Here is a 12,667-nt window from a genome sequence, read left to right on the forward strand (position 1 = left end):
AGGTCTTTCGACCCCGTGATAGGTATTTGAATGAAAAAACGATTTTCAGCGAAACTGTTCTCTGCGCTTGTTTTAAGCTTTTCTCTTTTCTCAGCTGCCAATGCAGCGTCTCCAAAAGCGGAGTTAAGTAAGCGTTTATCAATGAATGAAGGGTTTAGTGCTACTTTCTCTCAGCAAGTTATCAGCCCTGAAGGTGAGACGGTAATGGAAGGCGAGGGTACCGTTGAAATTGCTCGTCCTAGTCTTTTCCGCTGGAGCACCACACTCCCAGATGAAAACCTGTTGGTTTCTGATGGTAAAACATTATGGTACTACAGCCCATTTATTGAACAGGTCAGCATTTACTGGCAGGAACAAGCTGCCGAGCAGACACCATTTGTGCTGTTAACACGTAATCGTGCCAGTGATTGGGATAATTACACGGTTTCACAGAAAGGTAACGACTTTACTCTGATTCCTACCGCCGTTGACTCCACACAAGGCCGTTTCCAGATCAATATTGATGCAAAAGGTATTGTGAAAGGCTTCAATGTGATTGAGCAAGATGGTCAGAAAGGTTTGTTCAAGTTCAGCAATGTGAAGCTTGGAAAACCAAAAGCAAACAGATTTACATTCACTATTCCAAAAGGTGTGGAAGTGGATGACCAAAGGAACTAATTGGTCGTGTCAAATTACACATTAGATTTCTCAGGGGACGAAGATTTTCGTCCCCTTGCTGCGCGTATGAGGCCCCAAACCGTGGAGCAGTACATCGGGCAGCAGCATATTTTAGGTCATGGAAAACCATTGCGTCGTGCGTTGGAAGCGGGGCATATCCACTCGATGATTTTGTGGGGGCCTCCAGGAACGGGCAAAACTACGCTAGCTGAAGTTGCTGCCAATTACGCCAATGCAGAAGTAGAGCGTGTTTCTGCCGTTACTTCGGGTGTGAAAGAAATCCGCGCTGCGATTGAAAAAGCGCGTGAAAATAAAATGGCAGGTCGCCGCACTATCTTGTTTGTCGACGAGGTGCATCGCTTCAACAAGTCTCAGCAAGACGCGTTCCTACCTCATATCGAAGATGGCACCGTTACCTTTATTGGCGCGACAACTGAAAACCCTTCGTTCGAACTCAACAACGCTTTGTTATCACGGGCTCGTGTCTACAAGCTCACCTCATTAGACAAAAGTGAAATCTTGCTCGCGTTAAATCAGGCGATAGGTGACAAGCAACGAGGGTTAGGCGATATACCTGCTCATTTTGCCGATAACGTTCTAGAAAGGCTTGCCGAGTTAGTCAATGGTGATGCGAGAATGTCGCTCAATTACCTTGAACTGCTCTACGATATGGCGGAAGACAATGCTCAGGGTGAAAAAGAGATTACGCTGAAGTTGTTGGCTGAAGTTGCAGGCGAAAAAGTTTCTCGCTTCGATAACAAAGGGGATATCTGGTACGATTTGATATCTGCGGTTCATAAATCGATTCGTGGTTCCAACCCGGATGCGGCGTTGTATTGGGCTGCGCGGATGATCGCAGCAGGCTGTGACCCGCTGTACATTGCGAGACGATTATTAGCGATAGCTTCGGAAGATGTCGGCAATGCGGACCCTCGTGCTATGCAAGTGGCGCTCTCTGCATGGGACTGTTTTACTCGTGTTGGTCCCGCTGAGGGGGAGAGGGCGATTGCTCAAGCGATCGTTTACCTAGCCTGTGCGCCTAAGAGCAACGCCGTATATGTGGCTTGGAAGCAGGCATTATCAGATGCGCATAACTTGCCAGAATACGAGGTGCCTCATCATTTGCGAAATGCACCAACAAGTTTGATGAAAGACATGGGTTATGGCGCTGAATATCGCTATGCTCACGATGAACCTGGCGCATACGCCGCTGGCGAAAAGTATCTGCCGCCGGAAATGGTGGAACGTAAGTACTATCAGCCGACGAATCGCGGTCTCGAAACCAAAATCGGCGAAAAGTTAGATTACTTGGCTAGTTTAGACGCAAATAGCCAACAAAAGCGCTATGAAAAGTAGGCGTTTTTGGATACATTTATTCGGTAAATTTTTATAGCGTACCAGCAAGATGTTGGCACGCGATTTCACAACTACAAAAGCATAGGATTAACAATGCTGGATTCTAAATTACTTCGAACTGAGCTGGATGAAACAGCTGCAAAACTTGCGCGTCGTGGCTTTAAGCTAGACGTAGAAACTATTCGTAAACTTGAAGAACAACGTAAGTCCATTCAAGTAGAAGTTGAAAATTTACAATCCACGCGTAACTCCATCTCCAAGCAAATCGGCCAAAAAATGGCGGCTGGCGACAAAGAAGGCGCAGAAGAGATCAAGAAGCAAATCGGTACACTAGGTAGCGATCTTGATGCGAAAAAAGTTGAACTTGACCAAGTAATGGCTCAATTAGACGAGATCACGCTTTCTGTTCCTAACATCCCTGCGGATGAAGTGCCGGATGGTAAAGATGAAAACGACAACGTAGAAGTTGCTCGTTGGGGTGAGCCGAAGACTTACAACTTTGAAGTAAAAGACCACGTTGACCTTGGTGAAATGGGTGATGGCCTGGATTTCGCAAGTGCAACTAAGATCACTGGCGCTCGTTTCATCGTCATGAAAGGCCAGTTTGCACGCCTACACCGCGCAATTGCTCAGTTCATGCTAGATCTTCATACAGAAGAACACGGTTATACTGAAATGTACGTACCATACTTAGTAAACGCTGACAGCCTGTTTGGTACAGGTCAGCTACCTAAGTTTGGTAAAGATCTGTTCCATACTGAGCCGCTAGCTGAAAAAGTAAGTGATGAAGAGCCACGTAAATTGTCTCTGATCCCTACTGCAGAGGTGCCAGTAACGAACCTTGTTCGTGACACTATCACTGATGAAGCTGATCTACCGCTTAAAATGACAGCGCACACGCCATGTTTCCGTTCAGAAGCGGGTTCTTACGGTCGTGATACTCGTGGTCTGATTCGTATGCACCAGTTCGACAAAGTTGAGCTAGTACAAATCACTAAGCCAGAAGATTCAATGGATGCTCTTGAAGAGCTAACTGGTCACGCTGAGAAAGTGCTTCAACTTCTGGAATTGCCTTACCGTAAAGTGGTTCTGTGTACAGGCGATATGGGCTTCGGTGCTCGTAAGACTTATGACCTGGAAGTTTGGGTTCCTGCTCAAGAAACTTACCGTGAAATCTCTTCATGTTCTAACATGTGGGACTTCCAGGCTCGTCGTATGCAAGCGCGTTTCCGTCGTAAAGCTGAGAAGAAACCTGAGCTTGTACACACGCTAAACGGCTCTGGCCTTGCGGTAGGTCGTACAATGGTTGCTATCCTTGAAAACAACCAAGAAGCAGACGGCCGCATTGCGATCCCAACTGTACTTCAAAAGTACATGGGCGGCGCAACGCACATCGGTTAATTCATTAACCAATAGAACATCAAAACCCAGCTTTCGAGCTGGGTTTTTTAATATTTAGTGATCCAAAACCGCTGTGTTGTGGTTATACAAAGCAGTTTTCATTTTGAAGCGCCGCTTCAATCGCATTCACCAGTTTTTCAATGTGCTGTGGTTTGCTGATAAACGGCGGCATCATATAAATCAGTTTGCCAAAAGGACGAATCCAAACCCCATGCTCAACAAACAGTGCCTGAATCGCTTCCATGTTGACGGGGCGGTGAGTTTCTACAACGCCTATTGCTCCGAGCCAACGAGTATTTTTTACCAAATCGTATTGCTCCAACTTGGGTAACAATTCAGAAAATAGTGTCTCAATTTGCTTGGTTTGCTGTTCCCATTCTCCTTGCTCAATAAGTTCCAAACTTGCCGTTGCTACAGCACAAGCGAGAGGGTTACCCATGAATGTCGGACCATGCATAAAGCAGCCAGCTTCACCACCACAAACGGTATCAGCAATATGCTTGGTTGCAAGGGTGGCTGATAGCGTCATGTAGCCGCCAGTCAGCGCTTTGCCAACGCAGAGGATGTCAGGCTGGATTGATGAATGCTCACAAGCAAATAGCTTTCCGGTACGCCCGAAGCCAGTCGCTATTTCATCTGCAATCAATAACAGACCATACCTGTCACAGAGTGCTCTGACACCTTTAAGAAACTCGGAGTGGTAAATACGCATACCTCCCGCGCCTTGTACGATGGGTTCGAGGATCACCGCTGCGAGATCTTGGTGATGCTGAGTGATCTTCTCTTCAAAATCGATCAAGTCGTCTGGATTCCATTCATCCCAATAACCACCGGCCGGAGAGTCTGCGAAGATATGCTCTGGCAAAAAGCCTTTGTATAGCGAGTGCATTGAATTGTCAGGGTCTGTAACCGACATCGCTGCAAACGTATCACCATGATAACCGTGTTTTAGGGTAAGAAATTTGGGCCTGTGTTCGCCTTTCGCATGCCAATATTGGAGGGCCATTTTCAGACTGACTTCCACGGCTACGGACCCTGAATCGGCCAGAAAGACATGCTCAAGGTTTTTGGGTGCAAGAGTAAGAAGCTTTTTACACAAATTGATCGCTGGTTGATGAGTTATACCGCCAAACATGACATGAGAAACTTGGTCAATTTGCTGGTGCGCTGCTTGATTTAAATGCGGGTGATTGTATCCGTGAATTGTTGACCACCAGGAAGACATGCCGTCAACTAATTGGGTCCCATCTTCTAAATTGATATGTACACCTTGCGCGGAAGCGACTGGATAACAGGTCAGAGGTGTAAGTGTCGAAGTGTAGGGATGCCAGATATGCTGGCGGTCGAAGGCTAGATCCATGTGTAGTTCCAATTCTAATGCAGATTAAAAAACAACCATATGTAAACTTTGTTGTTTTTGCTTATGTTGACAGTTTATCTAGACTCAGTAGACTGTCAACACAACAAAAAAAGTGACCTAAGGAATACACGTGGAAGTTCGTCATAACTGGACGCATGCTGAAGTGCGAGCGCTAATGGAAAAACCATTCATGGATCTTCTGTTCGAAGCTCAGCTTGTTCACCGTCAATATCAACAAACCAACCATGTTCAAGTTAGCACTCTGCTATCGATCAAGACGGGCGCATGCCCAGAAGACTGTAAGTATTGTCCTCAAAGTGCCAGATACACCACAGACATCGAAAAGGAGCGTCTGATGGAAGTTGAGCGCGTACTCGACGCTGCACAAAAAGCAAAGAATGCAGGTTCTACTCGTTTCTGTATGGGCGCAGCATGGAAGAATCCGAAAGAGCGCGACATGCCACATTTAACGGATATGATCAAAGGCGTGAAAGACATGGGGCTAGAAACCTGTATGACGCTGGGTATGCTGACTCCCGATCAAGCGAAGCAACTTGCGGATGCAGGTCTGGATTACTATAACCACAACTTAGACACTTCACCTGAGTTTTACGGCAATATCATCACGACTCGTACTTATCAGGATCGATTGGATACCTTGTCTCATGTCCGTGATGCAGGGATGAAAATCTGCTCTGGCGGTATCATTGGCATGGGCGAGAGTGCAAATGATCGCGCTGGTCTATTAGTAGAGCTGGCGAACCTACCCACTCACCCAGAAAGTGTGCCAATCAACATGCTGGTTAAAGTGAAAGGTACGCCGCTAGAAAAAGTTGAAGATGTTGAGCCCTTTGATTTTATTCGTCTTATCGCTATCGCACGCATCATGATGCCTCAGTCGGCAGTCCGTTTATCGGCTGGTCGTGAGAATATGAACGAGCAGATGCAAGCGCTATGTTTCATGGCAGGTGCGAACTCGGTTTTCTATGGTTGTAAGCTACTGACAACACCAAACCCTTCTGAAGATAAAGATATGATGCTTTTCAAGAAACTGGGTATAAACAGCCAGGAAGTTTCTCAGAAGCCAGATGAAATTGAAGAGAACGAATTGCTTGATCGCGTGGTAGAGCGTGTCGCAGCTCGTCCGGCAAAAGACGATCTTTTCTACGATGCTACCGTTTAAATCTCGTATCGAATCAGCGATTTCTCATCGCAAAGAGCAGGGGCTGAATCGCTCGTTGAACTTAGTGTTTGCCGGTAACCAATCTATTCTGGAACACGAAGGCAAACGCTATATCAACTTTTCGAGTAACGATTATCTTGGCTTAGCCAATGATCAAGCACTGGTGCGTGCCTGGCAACAAGGACTAAGCGTGTATGGCAGTGGCAGTGGGGCTTCGCCTATGGTCACTGGCTTTAGTGCAGCACACAGTAATTTAGAAGCTGCACTGACCGAGTGGCTGGGTTATGAACGAGCGATATTGTTTGGTTCTGGATTCAGTGCAAATCAGGCATTGCTGTTTACCTTACTAGAAAAGTCCGATGTATTACTGCAAGACAGACTTAATCACGCGTCTTTGATGGAAGCCGGGGCTTTGTCTCCGGCCAAAATGAAACGCTTTAAACACAACGATCTTAATCACCTTAGCTCACTTCTCGATAGGGGAAGTAATCATCTCGTGGTGACGGAAGGCGTCTTCAGTATGGATGGTGATTACTCGCCCCTTGAAGAGATTGCAAAACTCACCCAAGCCAATGATGCCTGGCTGGCTGTGGATGATGCTCACGGCATTGGTGTTCTAGGTGATACTGGTGGCGGTTCCTGTGAACGCGCTAACGTAAAACCTGAAATTCTGGTTGTCACATTTGGTAAAGCATTTGGTATGTCTGGTGCTGCAATCTTGTGTGATCGAATGACAGGTGATTTTCTGACGCAGTTCGCAAGACATCATGTGTATTCGACGGCAATGCCGCCAGCACAAGCTTTTGCGTTAACGCATGCAGTCTCTATCGTGCAACAACAAGGTTGGCGACGTGAAAAACTGACCGAGTTAAGTGATTACTATCGTGAGTGTTTACAAGACATCGAAGGTTTTGTTGATACGCTGACACCGATTAAACCTTTTATCATTGGTGAATCGGAGCAAGCGATGCGCGTAGGCGAGTCTTGTCGGAAAAATGGCATTTGGGTCACGGCTATTCGACCGCCTACGGTACCGGCAGGTACGTCTCGTTTACGTATCACTTTGACGGCTAACCACACCAAAGATCAAATAAAAACACTGTCTCACGCACTTAAACAAGCATTGGGAGCGCAGTAATGGAATATGCAAAACAGATAGCATCTGATCTTGAGGTGCAAGATAAACAAGCTATCGCGACGTCTTTTGGAAAAGCGGCTGAGACTTACGACAAGCATGCGGCTTTTCAGCGAGATGTGGGACATCGATTATTAGCAAAACTTCCAGTCGATTTATCAGGACAGCGTGTGTTGGATCTTGGTTGTGGGACGGGATATTTTTCAGCGTTACTGCAACAACGTGGTGCGGTCGTGGTTTGTGTTGATATCTCACAAGAGATGTTAAACAAAGCTCAGCAACGCTGCGGAGATGACAGGGCGAGCTATGTCTTAGCAGACGCAGAAAACTTGCCTTTTGAGAGTGGAAGCTTTGATTATGTCTTTTCAAGCCTGGCGCTTCAGTGGTGCTGCGATTTAAGCTATCCGTTGAGCGAAGTACGCCGAGTTCTCAAAAAAGGTGGGGCTGGTTTGTTCTCTACTTTAATTGATGGCTCACTTTATGAGCTACGTGATTCGTGGAAAAAAATTGATGCATATCAACACGTCAATGACTTTATCACTATCAATCAGGTAAAAATTGCGTTGGCGCAATCTCAATGCCAAAACCATCAACTAGACTTGACCTCCATCACAGTTTGGTACGACTCGGCGTTTTCTGTAATGCGAGACCTCAAGGGTATCGGTGCAACTCACGTTAGTGGGCGTTCACCCGCACTGACGAGTCGCCGCATTTTATTACGCGTTGAGCGCGAGTACCAAAATTTTAAAAACAATAAAGGTCTTTTACCTGCAACTTATCAGGTTTGTTTTGGAGTAATACATCTATGATTGATGCTTTTTTTATTGCTGGTACGGATACTGATGTAGGAAAAACGGTAGCGTCTAAAGCCATTCTGCAAGCGTTAGCGGCAAAAGGGTTAAACACCATTGGTTACAAGCCAGTGGCAGCAGGAAGCGAAAAGACAGAACAAGGTTGGCGTAACTCCGATGCCTTGCATTTACAAAAAGCAGCGACGGTAGAAGTTGCTTATGACGATATCAATCCATACCCGCTGGAGTTGCCAACGTCACCACATATAGCAGCAAAGCACGAGCATGTTGAAATTGATTACGATTTGTTAGCTGAAAAATTGGCCCAGCATAAAGAGCAAGCAGACGTTGTATTGGTGGAGGGAGCCGGTGGTTGGCGTGTCCCTGTATCTGATACAGATTTTCTCTCGACTTGGGTGAAACAAGAGCAGCTTCCAGTCGTGTTAGTGGTCGGTATTAAACTCGGTTGTTTAAGCCATGCGTTGTTAACTGCAGAGGTTATTCGGGCTGACGGTTTAAATCTAGTCGGGTGGGTAGCTAACCGCGTGAATCCGGGTACTGAGCATTATGCTGACATCATTGAGATGCTGGAGGCACGATTAGATACTCCGAAATTAGGTGAAATTCCTTACGTTCCGAGCGCTAAGCGTCAAGAACTAGGCAAGTATATTAACGTCGAACCTTTGCTAAAAATTTAATCTCCCAATATCAACAATGTTAGATACCGAAAGGGCTGCAAAATTTAATTGCAGCCCTTTTTGATTTCATCTTCAACCTGAGTTCGGTTTACTTTTCGTTACTAAGTCCCATTAGGGCTTGTTGCGTTTCCGCGATACGCTTAGTCATGTGATCTTCTGTCGAAATGCCAAGCTGTTGTTTTGCCTCATCCTCTGAGATACCTAGGTGACAGCGTAGTAAATCAATAGCCATTTGATAGTCGTTAGTTTCCGCCATGGTTTTTCCCTCAAGACATGGAAGTTTCAAGCTACTCGGCTTCGTTAAGCTCTTGGAGTAGGCTTTGTATCGTTCATCTGACTTGAATTTAGCACGCTGACACACGGGTACAATAAGACCAAAGTCTAAAATCACGCTAATATACTGTTTTTAAGCTATAAAAATATACGAGTTATTTCATTGGAGAAAACAAATGTTGCAATTTATTGCTTAACCTTGTTTTTAACCTAGTTAGACTATATCTATAACGCAACGAAGCTCGAAACCCAGTGGGATCGGCTTTACAACAATAAGCTTCCTCGGAGAAAAGTAATGAAGCGAATTATGTTATTCCTAGTAACTAACCTGGCTGTCGTTCTAGTCCTTAGTGTTGTTCTGAATATTGTTTATGCGACCACCGGAATGCAGCCTGGAAGTCTGTCAGGTCTGTTGGTAATGGCGGCGGTCTTCGGATTTGGTGGTGCATTGATTTCGTTAATGATGTCTAAGGGTATGGCACTGCGCTCGGTTGGTGGCATGGTTATCGAGAGTCCGCGTAACGAAACAGAACACTGGTTATTGGAAACGGTTAGCCGTCAGGCTCAACAAGCGGGAATTGGTATGCCAACAGTGGCGATCTACGACTCGCCAGACATTAACGCTTTCGCGACAGGAGCAAAGCGTAATGATTCTTTGGTTGCTGTTTCAACGGGCCTGTTACACAACATGACTCGTGACGAAGCTGAAGCGGTTTTAGCCCACGAAGTGAGCCACATTTCGAATGGTGACATGGTCACAATGACGCTGATGCAAGGTGTCGTGAACACGTTTGTTATCTTCTTATCGCGTTTTATCGCTAACATTGTTTCTTCAAACGATGATGAAGAAGGTCAGGGCTCAAACATGATGGTGTACTTTGGCGTGTCGATGGTACTGGAATTGGTGTTTGGTTTCTTAGCGAGCTTTATCACTATGTGGTACAGCCGTCATCGTGAGTTTCATGCAGATGCAGGCGCAGCGCAATTAGTGGGTAAAGAAAAAATGATTGCGGCACTTGAGCGCTTGAAAATGAGCCAAGAATCGAAGCTAGATGGCACAATGATGGCATTTGGCATCAACGGTAAGCAGTCTCTTACAGAGCTACTAATGAGCCACCCGCCACTAGATAAACGTATTAACGCGTTACGCAATCAACAGTACTAATCGAATTTCGAACAATTTTCTGAAAAGGCTTGGTTTTTACCAAGCCTTTTTTTCGTCTGTCTGATCGTTACCTTTCTCTATCACGTATCAATCTGAAGTAACAAAGTTATACAAAATATTTTTTGTACAACTTTGTGCTATTGAGCTAAGTTGTACGTAAGATATTTTTGTATAACTTTGACTAGAGTAGGAGCCAAGGAATGGAGATAGGGACTGTTGTCGATCTTTACCATAAGCTCGACAAACATAACTTACACCTGCTTAACGAGGTGTATCACCCTGAAGTGGTATTCGAAGATTCAGCTCACAGGCTAGAAGGCAGGCGTGCACTTTGCGAATACTTTCAGACACTGTATGTCAACGTAACCAAGTGTGAGTTCATCATTCATGAACAGCAACAGGTCGGAGACAGTGGGTTCATTACGTGGTCCATGGAACTCCAGCACCCCAAGCTTAAAAGCAACCAACCGATATTGGTTAATGGTGCTTCTCATCTCAAATTCTCTCAGGAGCAGGTTGTTTATCACCGGGATTACTTTGATATGGGTGAGATGGTTTATGAAAACTTACCTCTGATTGGAGTATTGGTAAAAGCTGTGAAACAGAGGTTAGGGCAATGAGCAGTGCAGTTTTGATCACCGGAGCCACTTCTGGCATAGGCAAGCAGCTTGCTCTGGATTATGCACAATCAGGCTGGCATGTGATTGCATGTGGGCGCAATGAGAGTGTGCTGGAGGAACTTAGCAATCAGTCATCACTTATCAGTCCGCTGCGATTTGACGTAACAGATTATGATGAAACTATGCGTGTTCTTTCATCGCTGAACGTTGTACCTGACATCTGGATTTTCAATGCGGGCGATTGTGAGTATATGGATAACGGCGAGGTAGACGCGAAACTCATGGCGCGCGTACTTAACGTCAATGTTGTCGGGGTAGCGAATTGTGTTGAAGCTTGTCAGTCCCGATTTAAGCGCGGACACCGAGTCGTGATTGTAGGTTCTATTGCGTCCGAAGTCGCATTACCAAGAGCGGAAGCATATGGCGCATCGAAAGCGGCAGTGAGTTATTTCGCGAGATCACTTCGTATCGATCTTCAAAAGAAAGGCATCAAAGTAGTGACAGTGTTTCCTGGTTTCGTGGAAACGCCTTTGACAGACAGAAACACTTTTGAAATGCCAATGATTATCTCTGCAAAGCAGGCGTCAGAATCGATAAGAAAGCAACTGTCGTCCAATAAAAGTTACATCTATTTCCCTGCAGGATTTACCAGAATTCTTCGCTTCATTTCATTGTTTCCGTACAGCTGGCAAGCTCGCTTAACGCGTAAACTCGTGTCGTAAAGAGGAATAAATATGAAAATCGCAATTGTAGGCACTGGAATATCCGGACTGACGTGCGGTTATTATTTGCACAAAGAACATGACGTCACCTTGTTTGAGGCCAATGATTACATCGGTGGTCATACCGCAACCGTTGATATCACTGTTGATGAAAAAGACTATGCAATCGACACGGGATTTATTGTTTATAACGACCGTACCTATCCTAACTTTATCAAGATGATGAATGAGATAGGTGTTGAAGGCGTACCGACTCAAATGAGTTTTAGCGTCCGTAACAACGGGAACGGGTTAGAGTACAATGGACACACGATTTCTACACTGTTCGCGCAAAAGCGTAATTGGTTAAATCCAAAGTTTTATCACTTTATCTACGAGATACTTCGTTTCAACAAATTAGCGAAAGCCTTCACCAACAATGAAAACGCAAATTTGCAAACGCTTGGCGAATTTCTCGATGAACACAAATTTAGTGAGTTCTTCACTGACAATTACATTCTTCCTATGGGCGCGGCAATTTGGTCTTCTACGCTCGCAGACATGCGCCAATTTCCGTTGATGTTCTTCTTACGCTTCTTCCTCAACCACGGCTTGTTAGATGTAACAAATCGTCCTCAATGGTATGTAATTAAGGGAGGCTCTCGCGCTTACATTCCTCCACTTACAAAGGGGTTTGCTGAGAATATTCGCTTAAACAGTCCGGTTGAAAGTGTCACACGAAGTAAAGGTCGTGTTCTATTGCATGTGAACGGTACAACCGAGTGGTTTGATGAGGTGATCTTTGCCTGCCACAGTGATCAAGTAATAAAAATGATGGGTGATCCTAGCCATGAGGAGCGAAGTATTCTCGGTGATATGGCTTATCAAGCAAATGAAGTGGTGCTTCATACCGACACCAACCTGCTTCCGAAACGCAAAGCCGCTTGGGCATCCTGGAACTATCTGCTGGAAGGGCAAGCTGATGAGCAACAGCGCTTACCTTCGCTGACTTACAACATGAACATCCTTCAGCAGGTGCAATCTAAGCACATTTTCTGTGTCACCCTGAACAGTTCGGATCAAATAGACAAGAGCAAAGTTCTGCGCACGTTTACTTATCATCACCCGGTATTTACGACGCAGTCTATCTCAGCCCAACAGCGAAAAAGTGAGATTCAGGGAGTATCAAATACGTGGTTTTGTGGCGCTTACTGGTACAACGGATTTCATGAAGATGGGGTACGCAGTGCATTAGATGTGGTAAAAGCGCTGGATGCAAAATACCAGCAGCGCGATGTGTCCACGTTACAAAAAGGGGCGGCGTAAT

Annotated in this window: 13 protein-coding genes; 11 read left to right on the plus strand and 2 right to left on the minus strand. The window is 45.5% G+C overall.

Going from position 1 to position 12,667, the window contains the following annotated elements:
• Nucleotides 1-30: 30 nt before the first annotated feature.
• From lolA to serS, 3 genes are all read left to right on the plus strand, one after another.
• Nucleotides 31-657 (plus strand): outer membrane lipoprotein chaperone LolA, encoded by a 627-nt coding sequence (gene lolA / locus ACWYU8_RS11140; protein ID WP_457519638.1) that lies wholly within the window; start codon nt 31-33, stop codon nt 655-657.
• Nucleotides 658-2,013, plus strand: coding sequence for a replication-associated recombination protein A (locus ACWYU8_RS11145; protein WP_457519639.1), 1,356 nt, complete (start codon nt 658-660; stop codon nt 2,011-2,013).
• A gap of 93 nt (nt 2,014-2,106) precedes the next feature.
• Nucleotides 2,107-3,414 (plus strand): serine--tRNA ligase, encoded by a 1,308-nt coding sequence (gene serS / locus ACWYU8_RS11150; RefSeq protein WP_457519640.1) that lies wholly within the window; start codon nt 2,107-2,109, stop codon nt 3,412-3,414.
• Between the two features lie 82 nt (nt 3,415-3,496).
• Here serS and bioA read toward each other — a convergent pair whose 3' ends face one another.
• Nucleotides 3,497-4,774 (minus strand): adenosylmethionine--8-amino-7-oxononanoate transaminase, encoded by a 1,278-nt coding sequence (gene bioA, locus ACWYU8_RS11155; RefSeq protein WP_457519641.1) that lies wholly within the window; start codon nt 4,772-4,774, stop codon nt 3,497-3,499.
• A gap of 130 nt (nt 4,775-4,904) precedes the next feature.
• On the opposite strand from bioA, the gene bioB reads away from it, so the two are divergent.
• The 4 genes from bioB to bioD are packed head-to-tail and all read left to right on the plus strand — an operon-like array spanning nt 4,905 to nt 8,581.
• A complete protein-coding gene (bioB, locus tag ACWYU8_RS11160) occupies nt 4,905-5,957 on the plus strand; it encodes a biotin synthase BioB (protein ID WP_444492288.1) in 1,053 nt (350 codons plus the stop codon).
• Nucleotides 5,944-7,095 carry an 8-amino-7-oxononanoate synthase gene (gene bioF, locus ACWYU8_RS11165; RefSeq protein WP_457519642.1) on the plus strand — a complete coding sequence of 384 codons (1,152 nt, stop codon included), beginning with the start codon at nt 5,944-5,946 and terminating at the stop codon, nt 7,093-7,095. The genes bioB and bioF overlap by 14 nt, the downstream gene beginning before the upstream one ends.
• On the plus strand, nt 7,095-7,901 hold the full coding sequence (gene bioC, locus ACWYU8_RS11170) for a malonyl-ACP O-methyltransferase BioC (RefSeq protein ID WP_457519643.1): 807 nt from the start codon (nt 7,095-7,097) through the stop codon (nt 7,899-7,901). Before bioF ends, bioC begins: the two co-directional genes overlap by 1 nt.
• Nucleotides 7,898-8,581, plus strand: coding sequence for a dethiobiotin synthase (gene bioD / locus ACWYU8_RS11175; RefSeq protein ID WP_457519644.1), 684 nt, complete (start codon nt 7,898-7,900; stop codon nt 8,579-8,581). Before bioC ends, bioD begins: the two co-directional genes overlap by 4 nt.
• Nucleotides 8,582-8,669: 88 nt before the next feature.
• Here the strand turns inward: bioD and ACWYU8_RS11180 are convergent, their stop codons facing one another.
• The gene (locus tag ACWYU8_RS11180) at nt 8,670-8,837 is read right to left on the minus strand and encodes a hypothetical protein (RefSeq protein ID WP_457519645.1); all 168 of its coding nucleotides are present in this window, start codon (nt 8,835-8,837) and stop codon (nt 8,670-8,672) included.
• A 312-nt stretch (nt 8,838-9,149) separates the two neighbouring features.
• On the opposite strand from ACWYU8_RS11180, the gene htpX reads away from it, so the two are divergent.
• From htpX to ACWYU8_RS11200, 4 genes are all read left to right on the plus strand, one after another.
• Nucleotides 9,150-10,019, plus strand: a complete 870-nt coding sequence (gene htpX / locus ACWYU8_RS11185; RefSeq protein WP_457519646.1) for a protease HtpX — start codon at nt 9,150-9,152, stop codon at nt 10,017-10,019.
• Nucleotides 10,020-10,219: 200 nt separating this feature from the next.
• Nucleotides 10,220-10,639 carry a nuclear transport factor 2 family protein gene (locus ACWYU8_RS11190; RefSeq protein WP_457519647.1) on the plus strand — a complete coding sequence of 140 codons (420 nt, stop codon included), beginning with the start codon at nt 10,220-10,222 and terminating at the stop codon, nt 10,637-10,639.
• Nucleotides 10,636-11,361, plus strand: coding sequence for an SDR family oxidoreductase (locus tag ACWYU8_RS11195; RefSeq protein WP_457519648.1), 726 nt, complete (start codon nt 10,636-10,638; stop codon nt 11,359-11,361). Before ACWYU8_RS11190 ends, ACWYU8_RS11195 begins: the two co-directional genes overlap by 4 nt.
• Before the next feature lie 12 nt (nt 11,362-11,373).
• Nucleotides 11,374-12,666, plus strand: a complete 1,293-nt coding sequence (locus ACWYU8_RS11200; protein ID WP_457519649.1) for an NAD(P)/FAD-dependent oxidoreductase — start codon at nt 11,374-11,376, stop codon at nt 12,664-12,666.
• The last annotated feature ends 1 nt before the right edge of the window (nt 12,667 follow it).

The sequence above is a fragment of the Vibrio limimangrovi genome (assembly GCF_054064025.1).

Coding starts and splice junctions, on each gene's coding strand:
- bioD (WP_457519644.1), top strand. CDS start 7,898: ATGATTGATGCTTTTTTTATTGCTGGTACGGATACTGATGTAGGAAAA.
- bioA (WP_457519641.1), bottom strand. CDS start 4,774: ATGGATCTAGCCTTCGACCGCCAGCATATCTGGCATCCCTACACTTCG.
- ACWYU8_RS11195 (WP_457519648.1), top strand. CDS start 10,636: ATGAGCAGTGCAGTTTTGATCACCGGAGCCACTTCTGGCATAGGCAAG.
- serS (WP_457519640.1), top strand. CDS start 2,107: ATGCTGGATTCTAAATTACTTCGAACTGAGCTGGATGAAACAGCTGCA.
- htpX (WP_457519646.1), top strand. CDS start 9,150: ATGAAGCGAATTATGTTATTCCTAGTAACTAACCTGGCTGTCGTTCTA.
- bioC (WP_457519643.1), top strand. CDS start 7,095: ATGGAATATGCAAAACAGATAGCATCTGATCTTGAGGTGCAAGATAAA.
- ACWYU8_RS11180 (WP_457519645.1), bottom strand. CDS start 8,837: ATGGCGGAAACTAACGACTATCAAATGGCTATTGATTTACTACGCTGT.
- ACWYU8_RS11190 (WP_457519647.1), top strand. CDS start 10,220: ATGGAGATAGGGACTGTTGTCGATCTTTACCATAAGCTCGACAAACAT.
- ACWYU8_RS11200 (WP_457519649.1), top strand. CDS start 11,374: ATGAAAATCGCAATTGTAGGCACTGGAATATCCGGACTGACGTGCGGT.
- bioF (WP_457519642.1), top strand. CDS start 5,944: ATGCTACCGTTTAAATCTCGTATCGAATCAGCGATTTCTCATCGCAAA.
- lolA (WP_457519638.1), top strand. CDS start 31: ATGAAAAAACGATTTTCAGCGAAACTGTTCTCTGCGCTTGTTTTAAGC.